Annotated in this window: 15 protein-coding genes; 9 read left to right on the top strand and 6 right to left on the bottom strand. The window is 68.3% G+C overall.

Annotation, left to right across the window (positions count from 1 at the left end):
• The first annotated feature begins 37 nt into the window (after positions 1–37).
• The 3 genes from AAYO93_RS05120 (at position 38) to AAYO93_RS05130 (ending at position 2,931) form a co-directional block, all read left to right on the top strand.
• On the top strand, positions 38–1,597 hold the full coding sequence (locus AAYO93_RS05120) for a long-chain-fatty-acid--CoA ligase (protein ID WP_345763930.1): 1,560 nt from the start codon (positions 38–40) through the stop codon (positions 1,595–1,597).
• 10 nt (positions 1,598–1,607) lie between these two features.
• Positions 1,608–2,450: an aldo/keto reductase gene (locus AAYO93_RS05125; RefSeq protein ID WP_345763931.1), complete on the top strand. Its 843-nt coding sequence runs from the start codon at positions 1,608–1,610 to the stop codon at positions 2,448–2,450.
• A 70-nt stretch (positions 2,451–2,520) separates the two neighbouring features.
• Entirely contained in the window at positions 2,521–2,931 is a 411-nt protein-coding gene (locus AAYO93_RS05130) for a hypothetical protein (protein ID WP_345763932.1), read from the top strand.
• 94 nt (positions 2,932–3,025) lie between these two features.
• On the opposite strand, the gene AAYO93_RS05135 is transcribed toward AAYO93_RS05130, so the two are convergent.
• Complete coding sequence (locus tag AAYO93_RS05135) at positions 3,026–3,973, bottom strand: hypothetical protein (RefSeq protein WP_345763933.1); 948 nt, start codon at positions 3,971–3,973, stop codon at positions 3,026–3,028.
• Between the two features lie 269 nt (positions 3,974–4,242).
• Here AAYO93_RS05135 and msuE point away from each other — a divergent pair, with 269 nt between their 5' ends.
• The 3 genes from msuE (at position 4,243) to AAYO93_RS05150 (ending at position 8,063) form a co-directional block, all read left to right on the top strand.
• A complete protein-coding gene (gene msuE, locus AAYO93_RS05140) occupies positions 4,243–4,839 on the top strand; it encodes an FMN reductase (RefSeq protein ID WP_345763934.1) in 597 nt (198 codons plus the stop codon).
• A complete protein-coding gene (locus tag AAYO93_RS05145) occupies positions 4,836–6,158 on the top strand; it encodes an aminotransferase class V-fold PLP-dependent enzyme (RefSeq protein WP_345763935.1) in 1,323 nt (440 codons plus the stop codon). The genes msuE and AAYO93_RS05145 overlap by 4 nt, the downstream gene beginning before the upstream one ends.
• A gap of 63 nt (positions 6,159–6,221) precedes the next feature.
• Positions 6,222–8,063, top strand: coding sequence for a thioredoxin domain-containing protein (locus AAYO93_RS05150; protein ID WP_345763936.1), 1,842 nt, complete (start codon positions 6,222–6,224; stop codon positions 8,061–8,063).
• A 45-nt stretch (positions 8,064–8,108) separates the two neighbouring features.
• Here the strand turns inward: AAYO93_RS05150 and AAYO93_RS05155 are convergent, their stop codons facing one another.
• From AAYO93_RS05155 to AAYO93_RS05165, 3 genes are all read right to left on the bottom strand, one after another.
• Positions 8,109–8,444 carry a hypothetical protein gene (locus AAYO93_RS05155; protein ID WP_345763937.1) on the bottom strand — a complete coding sequence of 112 codons (336 nt, stop codon included), beginning with the start codon at positions 8,442–8,444 and terminating at the stop codon, positions 8,109–8,111.
• 112 nt (positions 8,445–8,556) lie between these two features.
• Positions 8,557–9,450: an aminodeoxychorismate lyase gene (locus AAYO93_RS05160; protein ID WP_345763938.1), complete on the bottom strand. Its 894-nt coding sequence runs from the start codon at positions 9,448–9,450 to the stop codon at positions 8,557–8,559.
• Between the two features lie 4 nt (positions 9,451–9,454).
• On the bottom strand, positions 9,455–9,763 hold the full coding sequence (locus AAYO93_RS05165) for an acylphosphatase (protein WP_345763939.1): 309 nt from the start codon (positions 9,761–9,763) through the stop codon (positions 9,455–9,457).
• 16 nt (positions 9,764–9,779) lie between these two features.
• Between AAYO93_RS05165 and AAYO93_RS05170 the strand changes: the two genes are divergently transcribed.
• The gene (locus AAYO93_RS05170; protein WP_345763940.1) at positions 9,780–11,342 is read left to right on the top strand and encodes a DUF7059 domain-containing protein; all 1,563 of its coding nucleotides are present in this window, start codon (positions 9,780–9,782) and stop codon (positions 11,340–11,342) included.
• Between the two features lie 16 nt (positions 11,343–11,358).
• Here the strand turns inward: AAYO93_RS05170 and AAYO93_RS05175 are convergent, their stop codons facing one another.
• Positions 11,359–11,871, bottom strand: a complete 513-nt coding sequence (locus AAYO93_RS05175; protein ID WP_345763941.1) for a metallophosphoesterase family protein — start codon at positions 11,869–11,871, stop codon at positions 11,359–11,361.
• A gap of 221 nt (positions 11,872–12,092) precedes the next feature.
• Here AAYO93_RS05175 and AAYO93_RS05180 point away from each other — a divergent pair, with 221 nt between their 5' ends.
• Positions 12,093–13,124 (top strand): aldo/keto reductase, encoded by a 1,032-nt coding sequence (locus tag AAYO93_RS05180; protein ID WP_345763942.1) that lies wholly within the window; start codon positions 12,093–12,095, stop codon positions 13,122–13,124.
• 3 nt (positions 13,125–13,127) lie between these two features.
• Here AAYO93_RS05180 and AAYO93_RS05185 read toward each other — a convergent pair whose 3' ends face one another.
• Entirely contained in the window at positions 13,128–13,727 is a 600-nt protein-coding gene (locus AAYO93_RS05185) for an NADPH-dependent FMN reductase (RefSeq protein WP_345763943.1), read from the bottom strand.
• Positions 13,728–13,851: 124 nt separating this feature from the next.
• On the opposite strand from AAYO93_RS05185, the gene AAYO93_RS05190 reads away from it, so the two are divergent.
• Entirely contained in the window at positions 13,852–14,157 is a 306-nt protein-coding gene (locus AAYO93_RS05190; protein WP_345763944.1) for a hypothetical protein, read from the top strand.
• Positions 14,158–14,201 lie beyond the last annotated feature (44 nt).

Raw genomic sequence — 14,201 nt, forward strand, 5'->3', positions numbered from 1 at the left:
CGCCCAGCGCGACTCGAGTCAACGGAGACATGAGAATATGACGAATACGGGATATGCGACCATGTCGGTCGCGTCCATCCTCGCCGAAACGGCCAGACGGTCGCCCGACAATCTCGCGCTGATCTTCGGAGACCAGAAGATCAGCTACGCCGAACTGTGGGACCAGACCCTCACGTACGCGGGGGCGCTTCGAGCTCGCGGGATCGGTCCGGGCGATGCGGTCGCGCTTCTCATTCCGAATGTGCCGGACTTTCCGCGGGCGTACTATGCGATCCTCTCGCTCGGCGCTGTCGTGGTGCCGGTGCACGCTCTGCTGAAAGGCGAGGAGATCGCCTACGTCCTGCGCGACAGCGGTGCGAAACTGCTGATCTGCGCTGCGCCGCTGCTCGCGGAAGGCGCGAAAGGTGCGGCCATCGCCGGCATCGAGACGATGTCCGTGCTGGTGCCGGATGACATGCTCGCCCAGGCCCCGTTCGCCCGCCTGGAAGACGAGGCGCGCGCCGCGGAGCCGATCGACGCCTACGTGCCGCGCAGCCCGTTCGACACGGCGACCATCCTCTACACGAGCGGCACGACCGGAAAGCCGAAAGGCGCCGAAGGGTGCCACTTCTCGCTCGTCGAACAGGTCAACACCCTCGCTGCCGGTGCGCTCGATGTGACGCCGGAGGACCGCATCCTCGGCTGTCTGCCGCTGTTCCACACGTTCGGGCAGACCTGCGTCATGAACCTCGGCTTCCGGGTGGGCGCCGCCGTCGTGCTGGTTCCGAAGTTCGACGGGGCGACGGCGCTGGCGCTCCTCAACGCCCACCGGTGCACGATCATGACCGGCGTGCCGACGATGTACATCGCGCTGCTCGAGGCCGCCAAATCGAACCCGGAGCGGCCACCGCTGCGGTACGGGATGTCCGGAGGCGCCGCGATCCCCGTCGCCGTCATCGAGCGGATGAAAGAGGTGTACGGGATCGACGTCCACGAAGGCTACGGGCTCACCGAGACGTCGCCGGTCGCGACATTCAACCACCGGGGCAAGCAGACCCGCGTGGGCACCGTGGGCCAGCCGATCTGGGGCGTCGACGTCGAGATCGCCGACGCGGAGGTCGACGACAACATCGCGCTGCTCCCTCGCGGGGAGCTCGGAGAGATCGTGGTACGCGGGCACAACCTGATGAAGGGGTACCTCCACCTGCCGGAGGCGAACGCCGAAGCCGTGGTCGACGGCTGGTTCCGCACGGGAGACCTCGGGACCAAGAGCGACGACGACTACGTCACGATCGTCGACCGCAAGAAGGACATGATCGTGCGCAACGGCTACAACGTGTACCCGCGCGAGGTCGAAGAGGTGCTGTCCACGCATCCGGCGGTCGCCATGGTCGCGGTCTTCGGTGTGAGCCACGAAACCCACGGCCAGGAGATCATGGCCGTCGTGACACTGATGCCGGGCCAGAGCGTCGACCCGGGCGACCTCATCGCGTTCGCCCAGGAACAGGTCGCGGCGTACAAGTACCCGCGGAGGATCGAGATCCTGGAGGTGCTGCCGCTCGGGCCGAGCGGCAAGGTGCTCAAGCGCGAGTTGGTGGCGCGCTTCGAGACCGCTTAGCGTTGAGGGTATGACCGCTGACAGCATCCCCACCGTCGTCCCCACCGTCACCCTCAACAGCGGAACCGAGATCCCGCAGCTCGGGTTCGGCGTGTTCCGCGTCGACCCTGCGGAGACGACCCGGATCGTGACGGATGCGCTCGAAGTGGGGTACCGCCACATCGACACGGCTGCGATCTACGGCAACGAGACGGGCGTCGGCGAGGCGCTCGCGTCATCCGGGATCCCGCGCAACGAACTGTTCGTCACCACGAAGCTGTGGAACGACCGCCAGACGGATGCTGAAGCGGCCTTCGACGAGAGCCTCGACAAGCTCGGGCTCGACTACGTCGACCTGTACCTCATCCACTGGCCGACGCCGCAGCGCGGCACGTTCGTCCAGGCGTGGAAGTCGCTCGAGACCATCGCGGCGAGCGGGCGCGCGAAGGCGATCGGCGTGTCGAACTTCCTTGTCCCGCACCTCGAGCGACTGCTCGCCGAGACCGACGTCGTGCCGGCGGTCAACCAGATCGAGCTCCACCCTACGCACCAGCAGCCGGACGTGACCGCGTTCGCGCGCGAGCACGGCATCCACATCGAGGCGTGGGGGCCGCTCGGCCAGGGCAAATATCCGTTGTTCGAGCTGCCTGAGGTGACGGGCCCCGCCGAGGCGCACGGCAAGACGCCTGCACAGGTGGTCATCCGGTGGCACCTGCAGAGCGGGAACATCGTGTTCCCCAAGTCCAACCGCCGCGAGCGCATGGCCGAGAACTTCGACGTGTTCGACTTCGAGCTCACCGGTGCCGAGGTGGCGGCGATCACCTCGCTCGAGCGGGAGGGCCGCGTGAGCGCACACCCGAACGAGGTGAACTGACGGGCCGACGGTCGGCTCCCGCCGACGCCGGCTGCCTATTGCCGACGGGATGCGGAGATAGGCTCGCGACGTGCGCATAACGTCGACCATCAACAAGGTCATCTACATCCTGGTCGGCGAGGCGATCGTGCTCACGCTGAACTCGTTGCTGATCTACCGGCTGGTGCCGCCGGTCGTCGACCTCGTCGCCGTGTTCGCGCTCAACTTCCTGTACGTCTTCGTCGGCGTGCGCACGTTCCGCGGACCGGGCGAGGACGTTGCGGCTCCGCGGGCCTGGTGGCGCGCGACCGCCCGGCCGCTCGCGGGCTTCATCATCGGCGGTATCGCCTCCGTTCTCGCCCTGATCTCGTTGCTGGGCGCCCTCGGGTCGTCGCCGGAGCAGTCCGGCACGGCCGCAGTCGTCTGCGTCGGCTGGGCGCTCCTCGCCGCGTACTACCTCAACTCGTCGTTCCGCCTGCGGGCCCTCGACCAGCCCGAGTAGGCGGCCGCGCCCGCCGCGTCCCTGCCGCACTTGTTCGATGCAGGCGCACGCGTATATACGAGTGCGCTCGGACGGGGCACGTGCGCGAGCCGGGCTAACGCCTACGAGGCGGAACCCCGCCATCCGTGAGGAGGCGCCGCAATGAGCGAGGATTCATCGCGGTCGCCCATGTCCATCTGACCACGCGTGCCCCCGTCGCCGCCCGAAGCGCATCTTCGCGCTTCTTCTCGCGCCAGACGACCTCCTCCGGCGCGGCGCCAGCCGTGAACTCAGCCCGTGTGTACTTCGCGCGACCGTCGAATTCGCCGATGAGGTTCGTCTCCGGCCAATAGAAGTCGACGACATAGTGGTGCCCTGAAACGTCGAACCCGACCTGCAGTTCGGGCGCAACCAGGCCCAGTTCATGAATACGGGCCCGGCTCAGTGATTCGCCAGGGCTTTCGGCGAGCGCATCTCCGAATTCGATCGCTCGACTCGCCCGACGCGCTCCGCGCACGATGGCCGCGGTTTCGAGTTCCCCCGCAAGCTCCGTCTGGAACGAGTCAGGGTTGCGACGAAGAGCGGCATCGATGACCGAGACAGCGTCGACGAACGGACTGTACGCGGCCATGTCGACGACTGTGCGGCTGAGGGCGGTCGCCGTGAGACCGTTGATGGCAACGGTGGGACCCGGATTTGCGTGCGTGTGGGCGGTCAGCATCTTTTGCGAGCTGCCGCCGAGTGCATTGGGCGTCGCGACGTGGATGGTGTCCGGCCATGGAGAGACGATCGGGAGACCGTGGATGGCCGCCGCTGTCTCCCGGCAGAAAACGAGTGCGCGATCGCTGGCGAGCGCTACCGCCCTGACGCGAAGAAGGTAGCGGGCATCCGGTTGGAGGGAAGCCCATTGACGACCCGGGATGTACAGCCCTCTGTGGACTCGCACAAGGGCGCGCGCCTGGAGCGCCGACTCGAGCCGACCGCCGGTGATGCCATTCTCGCGAAGATGGCTGGCACGAATGAGTCCTGAGTCCTCCGAGATCAGTGCGTCGACGATGTCCATAGGTCGAGCTTTGCCCGAGGCGGGACGAAATCGGTCGTGCCGAGCACAACTGTGGATGGTGTGCCGAGGTAGCGAGGTGTGAGGGGACAGTCGCATCCTGGGCCACCCGCACTAGTTGTGATCGACCGCACGCGTACAGCGAAGTGCGGCGGGACGCAACGAGTGCGGCGGGACGAAGCCAGTGCGACGAGGCATCAGAACACGCGGGCAGTTTACGTAGTGTGTCGGGCCGGGTGGCACGCATCCGGAGCCCGGTCTACCGTCTACTCATGTCCCAGCCATCGACCGCCCGACCGCTCCGCGTCGTTGCCGTCTCCGGCAGCCTGCACACCCCGAGCAGGACGACCGCACTCGTCAAGGAGATCGTCGCCGCCTTCGGGCGCGAACTCCCGATCGAAGCCCACCTCATCGAGGTCACCGAGATCGGCGCCGAATTCGCCGGCGCCGTGCGCCGCGACCAGCTTCCCGACTCCGTCGAGGCCGAGCTGCACCGCATCGAGAACGCCGACCTCCTGATCGTTGCCAGCCCCGTCTACCGCGCCTCCTTCACCGGGCTCTTCAAGCACCTCTTCGATTTCGTCGGCCAGTACGCGCTGGTGGACAAGCCGGTCCTGCTGGCTGCGACGGGCGGCTCCGACCGCCACGCGCTCATCATCGAGCACCAGTTCCGGCCGCTCTTCGGCTTCTTCCAGGCGCTGACCCTTCCCATCGGCGTCTACGCCAACGACTCCGATTTCAGCAACTACCAAGTCTCCAGCCTCGACCTTCACGAGCGCATCGACCTCGCTGTCGCGCGGGCCCTCCCGCTCATCCGCCTGTCCGTCGCCGAGTCGGAGTCGATCGCGCACTACCTGGGCGGACGATGAGCACCGCAGACTGTCCGCTGCTCCCGGTGATCGGCGGCGACCTCCAGGTTCCCCTCGTCGACGGGAGCGAGACACGTTACGTGAATCTCGACTATGCCGCGAGCTCACCGGCTCTCGAGGTGGTCGCCCGCCACGTGTCGGATGTGCTGCCGCTGTATGCGAGCGTGCATCGGGGAGCGGGCTACGCATCCCAGATCTCGACGGCGGCCTATGAGCATGCCCGCCGGGTGGTCGGCGATTTCGTGGGCGCCCGCCAGGACGACCTGGTGATCTTCACCCGCAACACGACGGATTCGATCAACCTGCTGGCCTCGATCGTCCCGGGCGAGACGGTCGTGCTCGACATCGAGCATCACGCGAACCTGCTTCCTTGGGTGAACGCGAATGCGCGCGTAGTCAGGGCGGCGGACACCATCGAGGAGACGCTGAAACGGGTGGATGGGGAACTCGCCTCCCGCCCCGCCGCGCTTCTGGCAGTCACCGGCGCGAGCAATGTCACGGGGGAGACCCTTCCGCTGCGCAGGCTGGCCACGATCGCGCACCGGCGCGGCACGCGTCTCGCGGTGGATGGCGCCCAGCTGGTTCCGCACCGTCGCGTCTCGATCGCGTTCGACGGGGTCGACTATCTCGCCTTCTCAGGTCACAAGACGTACGCGCCGTTCGGGGCGGGCGTGCTGGTGGGTCGCCGCGACTGGCTCGATTTCGGCGAGCCGTACCTGCGCGGCGGCGGTGCGGTGACGCAGGTCAGTCTCGAGTCGACGACCTGGCGTACCGGGCCTGCCCGGCACGAGGCCGGCTCACCGAACGTGATCGGTGTCGCAGCGCTGGCGCGGGCGATCCAGGAATTGTCCTCACTCGACGTGCACGAGTGGGAAGCGCATGAGCGGACCCTGCGCGACCGTCTCGTGGCCGGCATCGGCGGGCTCCCGGGTGTGCGCATCCACAGCATCTTCCCCGACGCGGTGGATGCGGTCGGCGTGGTGAGCTTCTCGGTCGACGGGGTCGACTCCCGGCTGCTGGCCACGGCTTTGTCGGCCGAGGCCGGCATCGGCGTGCGCGACGGCAAGTTCTGTGCACATCCTCTGCTCGAGCGTCTCGGCATCACGGGTCCGGCTGTCCGCGCGAGTTTCGGCGTCGGATCGCAGACCGCGGATGTGGACCTGCTGATCTCGGAGCTGACGCGCTTTCTCGCGGACGGCCCGCGCTGGACGTACGAGCTGGTCGACGGCCACTGGGTCGCGCTCGACGACGCCCGTCCACGCCCGGACTGGGCGCCGGAACTGGATGCCGACCACGGCTACTACGGCTGCGCTGCGTGACATCTCGTCGCCGGCGGCATCGCTGACGCGCCCAACGACCCTCGGGCGGCCTACGCTTGGCGCATGTCCAACCGGCTCGCCTCCGCGATCAGTCCGTATCTGCGTTCGCACGCCGACAATCCCGTCGACTGGTTCCCGTGGGGTGCCGACGCCTTCGCCGAGGCCGAGCGTCGCGATGTCCCCGTCCTGATCTCGATCGGCTACGCCACCTGTCACTGGTGCCATGTCATGGCGCGCGAGAGTTTCAGCGATCCGGAGCTCGCAGCGTTCCTGAATGAGCGTTTCGTCGCGATCAAGGTCGACCGGGAGGAGCATCCCGAGGTCGACGCGAGCTATCTGTCCGCGGCGAGCGCCTTCACCGGAAACCTGGGTTGGCCGCTGACGGTGTTCGCGACGACGCGCGGTCGTGCGTTCTTCGCCGGAACGTATTTCCCGCCCGTCCCGGTGGGCGATCGCGCCTCGTTCCACCAGGTCCTCGACGCCGTCTCCGAGGCGTGGAACGTGCGCCGGGAGGAGGTCGAGGACAACGCCGCGAAGGTCGTCGAGGCGATTCGTGCCGCTTCGGTCGCAGCGACGGCGACCTCCGACCTGCCGACGGCCGCACGACTCGACGGCGCAGTGGACCTTCTGGCCGGTTTCGAGGATGCCGAGTTCGGCGGTTTCGGTGCCGCGCCGAAGTTTCCGATCGCGCCGGCGCTCCGTTTCCTTCTCGCCCGCGATCGCGGCGCCGACCTGGGTACGCGAACGCTCGAACGGATGGCGGCCTCGCCGCTTCGCGACCCCGTCGAGGGCGGCTTCTTCCGCTATGCGACCCGCCGGGACTGGGGCGACCCGCACTACGAGCGGATGCTCTATGACAACGCCCTCCTGCTCGACGCCTACACCCGCGCCTGGCAGCGTTCGGGCGCGACGTGGGCTGCGACCACCGCTGACGGCATCGCAGGCTTCCTCCTCACGGTGATGCGCCGCGACGGCGGCGGGTTCGCGTCCGCGCAGGACTCCGAGTCCGTGATCGACGGTGAGCGGGTGGAGGGGCGCTACTACGCCGCGAGCGCCGAGGAGCGCCGGACGCTCGAGCCGCCGCCGGTCGACGGCAAAGTGCTGACCGGCTGGAACGGTCTCGCCGTCGCAGCCCTGGCCCGCGCCGGGTTCGCTTTCGACCGCCCGGACTGGACCGCTGCCGCACGGGGAGCCGCTGATTTCCTGCTCGACCGTCACCGCCGCGCGGACGGGACCCTGGTGCGCGCCTCGCTCGACGACCGGACCTCGGATGCGTACGCGACTCTCGAGGACTACGGCGGCCTGGCCGGTGGCCTCCTCGCGCTCGCGACCACCACGGGCGCCACGGCGTATGCCGTCGCAGCGCGCGATCTCGTCGACCTCGCGATGGCGGCGGGCCCGGTCGGCGACGAGCCGTTCGGCGTCCCCGGTGGCTCCGATCCGGTGCTCGAGGGCAATGGGATGGCCATCTGCATCGATCCGTCGGAGGGCGCGTATCCGTCGGGCCTGACCTCGATCTCCGACGCCGCGCACACGCTCTACCTGCTGACCGGGGAACGACGGTTTGAACGCGCGGCCCGCGAAGGGATGCGTGTCGTGGCCGCCCAGGCCGTCGAGAACCCGACGGCTTTCGGCGCTGCGCTGGAGCTCATGTCGGTGCTCGCCGATGAACCTGAACAGCTCGTGGTCGTGACCGCGGGAGATGACGAACTCGGCCTCGTCTCCGCCGTTCGTCGGCGGTCGGGCCTGGTGGCGGTGGTCACCGGTGAGCAGTCCGCCGCGTTCGCTTCCGAGGGTTTCGACCTGTTCGAGGGCAGGGTGGCGGTGGATGCGCATCCGACCGCCTATGCGTGTCGCGATTTCGTCTGCCGGATGCCCGTGCAGAATCCGGCCGCGCTCGACTGAGTTCCGCACGGCTGAGCTGCGCCGAACGTCAGTGTCGGCCCGCGCTCACTGAAGGTCGAGCCGGTCGAGCATGCCCCAGACAGCCGTGCTCAGGTCGGGATGATCGAGTGCGATCTGGCGGAGCAGCTCGTACTCGAATCGCACGAGGGTGGTCCTGCTGGCCGTCGGATGGTGCGCCCGCGCCCGTTCCTCCCCGAGTCCGTAGGCCTCGACGGCCTCTTCGCGAAGGGTGTGGACGACCTGTTCGTCGACGCTGGGCAGGTCGGGAATGAACTCCCATGGATCGTCGCCCTGGCGGCACCGGTACTCGATCACGGCCGACAGTTCGTCGCGCGCCTGCTGGCGCAGGACTTCGAGGCTGGTTGGCACGTTCTCCGACACGGTCGTCCTCCTCGTACGCGATCGCAGGTTCGTCAGTCCGTACAGCCTACGTCGATGAGCCGACACGGCAACCCCCCGTGCCGGGGATTGCGAATGCGTGCGTCGGGGACGGTCAGTGCGTCCGCGAGAGGAGATAGGTGTTCAGCTCGGCCGAGAGGTCCGCATCCACCTGGAAGTCCCTGCCGTCGAGATTCGTGACCGGAGCGGCCTGGCGCACGCTCGACACGAGCCAGAGAGCGTCGGCGTCGGCGAGCTCGCCGGCCGGGATGTGCTCATAGGATGTCCGGATCCCGCGCGATTCGAAGAACTCGAAGACGCTCGCCTGCGTTGTGCCCGCGAGGATGCCCTGATCGGTCTGAGGCGTCCGGACCCGGTCGCCGTTGCGGACGATCACATTCGAGGTGGGCCCTTCGAGCGCAAACCCGTCGGCGCTGACGAAGATGACGTCCTGGGCGCCCCTGCGTGCAGCCTCGCGCAGCGCAGCCCGGTTCACCGCGTAGGAAAGGGTCTTCGCGCCCTGCAGCAGCCACGGAGAGGTCTCGGCGACGTCGTGGCGGTAGCCGCGGTCGAGGCTCACCACGCGGATACCCTGGCGGGCGGCGGTGAAATCTTCCCCGGTGTCGACGTAGACCCAGCCGGTGGGGGTTCCTGTTCCCTCGACGCCCCTGGTCATGATGAGTTTTGCGAAGAGCTCCCGCTCGACGCCGTGCTCCAGCTGGTGCGCCCCGATCCCAGCGAGCACGGCCAGGCGCCACACGTCGGTGTCCGGCTCGGGCATGTCCATGAGCTCCGCCGAGTGCTTGAGTCTGGCGAGGTGGGGCTCCAGGGCTTGTGGATGCCCGTCGACGACGCTGATCGTCTCGAAGAAGCCGTCCCCACGCGTGATGCCGAGGTCCATGACGTTCACCTGGGGCGCGGCCGCACTCGCTTCGACGAATCCGCTGTCATTGGTGGGTGCCGAGGTGACGGCAGGGCGGGTGAGCAGGAGCAGCGTCGCAGTGTTCATCTGGCTATTGTCTCGCGATGATGCGGAAACCGCCCCCGCCGACCGGTTCGAGATCCGTCACGTCGATGGCGGTCACGCGTGAGCCGGGCGGCCCGTCGGCGAGCCAGGCGACCATCCGCTCGACCGCCGCAGGTTCGCCTTCCGCCTCGACTTCGACCGCCCCGTCGGCCCGGTTGAACGCGAAACCCGTCACTCCGAGCAGCTGCGCGACCTCGCGTGCGCTCCAGCGGAAGCCGACGCCCTGCACGACACCGGTGATGACGACGCGTTTGCGGATCATCGAACCATTGTCGCCGACGGGCGCGTCACGCATGGAGTTGAATGGTGCGATGACCGATTCGCCCGTCGACAGCCTCCGGGCCGATCTGACCGCCGCACGGTTCACGGTCGCCGAGCTCGGAACGCTCTGGGGCGAGGTCGCGGGTGGCGCCTTGTACCGGGGCCAGCGCATCCCCGCTCGGCGTGCGCTCGACGGGCGGCGATCGGATGCGCGAACGTCGGACGCACGAACGTCGGACGCAGCGGCGGCCCTCGCGACCCTCGCCCGGCTGTTCGTCCTCGGTGATCCTGTGCCCGTCGATGACCTCGAACGTGCACTGCCACGACTGGCGATCGAGGGGGCGGTCGGTCTGGGGCTCGTCGCGCGGGAGGGCGGGTCGGCCGTACCGCTGGTCGACCTGCGGCCGTACAGCTTCGTCGACGCGCGCGGCGCCGGCGAGTGGTGGATCGCATCCGATCTGGGCGAACTCGCCCTCGGTCATGCCTTGCCCGAAGATCACGTGCTCGGCGTCGGCGGCGCCTCGATGACGCTCAGCGGGCTGATGCTGCAGGCACCGGTCGGGTCCGCGCTCGACCTCGGCACCGGATGCGGGATCCAGGCGTTGCACGCGTCCCGCCACGCGGATCGTGTCGTCGCGACCGACATCTCGGTGCGTGCGCTCGAACTCGCTGCGTTCAACGCGCGGCTCAACGAGGTCGCCGGCATCGAGTTCCGCCTCGGGAGCCTTTTCGAACCGGTCGCCGGCGAGCGGTTCGACCACATCGTGTCCAACCCGCCGTTCGTCATCACCCCGCGCGGCGACGGTGTGCCCGAATACGAGTACCGGGACGGCGGGATGGTCGGCGATGCGCTCGTCGAAGCCGTCATCGAACAGGTGGCCGACGTCCTGGCGCCGGGTGGTGTCGCGCAGCTCCTCGCCAACTGGGAGTACCGCGGCGAGGGCGATGCCTTCGATCGCGTGCGCGGCTGGCTCGACACCGCAGGCGCGGCAGACCTGGACGTCTGGGTGATCGAACGCGATGTGCAGGATGCCGCCGAGTACGCCGAGACCTGGATCCGCGACGGCGGGACACGGCCCGGAACGGCCCGCTTCGACGAGCTCCTCTCCGCCTGGCTCGACGACTTCGCCGCGCGCGACGTTACCTCGGTCGGCTTCGGCTACGTGCTGGTGCGACGGCCGGAGGCGGGGACACCGACGCTTCGGAGGCTGGAGCGCCTGCACGGCTCGCTCGGCGAGAACGAGGCGGGCCTCGGCGTCCATCTCGGCGCCGCGCTCGCCGCCCACGACGGGCAGGCAGCGACCTCGGACTCCGAACTGGCGTCGTCACGGCTGGCCGTCGCGCCGGATGTGACAGAAGAGCGGCATTTCTGGCCGGGAGACGAGGGCCCGACGGCCATGCTGCTGCGCCAGGGCGGCGGCTTCGGCCGGACAGTTCAGGCCGGCACAGCGTTGATCGCGCTCGTGGGTGCGTGCGATGGAGATCTGACGGTCGGCGCGATCTGCGCGGCGATCGCACAGCTCCTCGAGGTCGACGCGGCCGAACTGACCGCCGAACTTCTGCCTTCGGTTCGCGGACTCATCGACGACGGCTTCCTGCTGCCGGTGACGTGACGATCCGGCCGCCGGGTCAGACCGCTGTCACGAATTCGACATCGCCCAGGACCCCGTCGCGAACGGTGGCGGTCAGGAACGTGCGACGGGGCTCGCGTCGGCGATCGGTCGGTGAGCCGGGGTTGAGGAGGCGGAGTCCGCCCGGGGTGGTGGTGTCCCACGGGATATGGCTGTGGCCGAACACGAGGATGTCCGTCTCGGGAAAGGCAGCCTCCATCCGGGTTTCGCGCCCCGCGGCACCGCCGGTCTCGTGGATGACGGCGAACCGCACGCCGCCGATCTCGGCCGTCGCGACTTCGGGCAGGCGCCTGCGGAGGTCGTCCCCGTCGTTGTTTCCGAAGACGCCGATGAGACGTCGTGAGCGCGCCTCGAGGGCATCCAGAGTCGCGACATCGACCCAGTCGCCCGCGTGGACGACGACGTCCGCGTCATCGACCGCACGCCACAGCGAGTCAGGAAGGATGCGGGCCCGCAGCGGTATGTGCGTGTCCGACATCACGACGATGCGCAGCGGCGATCCGGTGACCATTTCTCCAGCCTAGGCACCTCTCGTCAAGCGCAAGGGCGTCGAGTCCACTAAACGCTTCACGCCCGCGGGAAGCTGGAACGCGATGGTCACCCACCGTGTCCGGATCACGGACCCGCCCAGGTCGACGACGAGGTCTTCGACTGGCTCAGGGCCGCCTACGACGCGAACTGACCGGCCGGCGGACCCTGGGCGATCCGCGCATCCGGGTCTAGCGTCGAAGCATGGACTATCGAACTCTCGGAACCAGCGGTGCCGTCGTCTCCGCTTTCGCTCTCGGTACGATGACTTTCGGAGCGGAAGCCGACGAACAGGCGTCCCACGCCATCCTCGACGGCTACGTCGACGCCGGAGGAACGTTCATCGACACCGCAGACGTCTACAGCAGGGGCCGGTCGGAATCGATCATCGGTCACTGGCTGTCCGCGCATCCGGGAGCCGCGGAACGCCTCGTGCTTGCGACGAAGGGGCGTTTCCCGATGGGCGACGGCCCGAACGACCTCGGTCTGTCCCGAACCCACCTGCGCCGTGCGCTCGAGGCGTCGCTCCGCCGGCTCGGCGTCGAGCACATCGACCTGTACCAGATGCATGCCTGGGACGGGGTGACGCCGATCGAGGAGACCCTGCGCTTCCTCGACGACGCCGTGACCCGCGGCCAGATCGGCTACTACGGATTCTCGAACTACCTCGGCTGGCAGCTGACCAAAGCCGCCCACGTCGCACGGTCGACCGGATGGGCACCCGCGGTGACGGTGCAGCCCCAGTACAACCTCCTGGTGCGCGGAATCGAGCACGAGGTCGTGCCCGCGGCGATCGACGCCGGTCTGGGTCTCCTTCCGTGGTCCCCGCTCGCCGGAGGCTGGCTGAGCGGAAAGTATGTGCGGGACCAGGCTCCGACGGGGGCTACGCGGCTCGGTGAGAACCCGAAGCGCGGCATGGAGGCATGGGACAAGCGGAATGCCGATCCGCGCACGTGGGAGGTCATCGACGCCGTGGCGCAGGTGGCCGGGGCGCACGGCGCCTCGTCGTCGCAGGTCGCGCTCGCGTGGCTCCTCACCCGCCCGGCGGTGACCTCGGTCATCCTCGGCGCCCGCACGGTCGACCAGCTCGCCGACAACCTCGGCGCCGGTGACCTGGTGCTCTCGGACGACGAGCTGCGGATGCTCGACGAAGTGAGCAGCCCGCGGACCGAGGACTACCCGTACGGTGCGCCGGCCGTCGAGCAGCGGAGCCGCAAGCTGGCGGGCGGACGCTGACCCTCAGCCCCTGGCCGGACTGGGGACGACCGTGAGCACCCGCTCGATGTACTCGTAGAACGCCACCATGTAGGCGCGGAGGAAGTCCTCGGTGCCCGCATTCGTGACCTCGCCCTCAGGGGTGATGAGTCCTGGACGCGCGGAGATGTAGGCCTCGGGCGAATTCATCTGCGGCGCATTCAGGAAGCTGAGGATGCTCCGGAGGCCCTGCTGAGCGACGGCGGTGCCGATGGCGCCGGGGGAGGCGCCGATCACCGCTGTGGCTTTGCGGGCGATGACGTTCTCACCGTACGGTCGGCTCGCCCAGTCGATCGCGTTCTTGAGTGCTCCCGGAATCGAACGGTTGTATTCGGGGGTGACGAACAGCAGCGCATCCTGGCGGGCGATGGACGCCTTGAATTCGATGGCTTCCTGGGGGAAGTGCCCGTCGAGGTCGCGGTTGTACAGGGGGAGTTCCTTGATGACGATCTCGGTGAATTCGAGTTCGCTCGGTGCAAGGCGGATGAGTGCGAGGGCCAGCGCGCGATTGACGGAGTTCTTCGAGAGGCTCCCGACGAAGTAGCCGACGTAGTACGGAGGGGTGTGCTCGATAATTGAGGCCATTACCCCAGCTTTCCCCTGCTACCGGCCGGTGTCGAGGGGATAAATAGGGCATCCTCCCGATGCTGGGCACCCACCTTAGAAACCAGTATTGAAGGCACAGGGAAGCTAAGACAGGGGAAAGATCATGCAGTTCGCCGAAGAGTTCACCGCACGCAGGCTCAACGCGTATGCCGAGGCCGAGCAGGCGCGCGAGATCGAGCTTCGCCGCGTCATCGCCGAGCGGAAGGCGCTTGCGAAAGAGCAGCGCACGACCACCCGCAGGGCACGCCGCAGCGCCGATGTCGTCGTCGCGCCCGAAGCGTCGGCGATACCCGAGACGGTGACCGTCGAGACGATTCTGGCGTCGGCTCCGCCGGTTCCCGCCGGCGACGAGCAGGCACCGCTGGTCGATTCCGAAGCGCGCAGGGAGCTCCACGCGATGGTCCGGTGACAGCGATTCCGCCGTCGGCGAAGGGGGTGAAGAAACCCCCTTCG

The sequence above is a fragment of the Diaminobutyricibacter sp. McL0608 genome, from assembly GCF_039613825.1.
In the GTDB taxonomy this organism is placed as follows: Bacteria; Actinomycetota; Actinomycetes; order Actinomycetales; family Microbacteriaceae; genus Diaminobutyricibacter.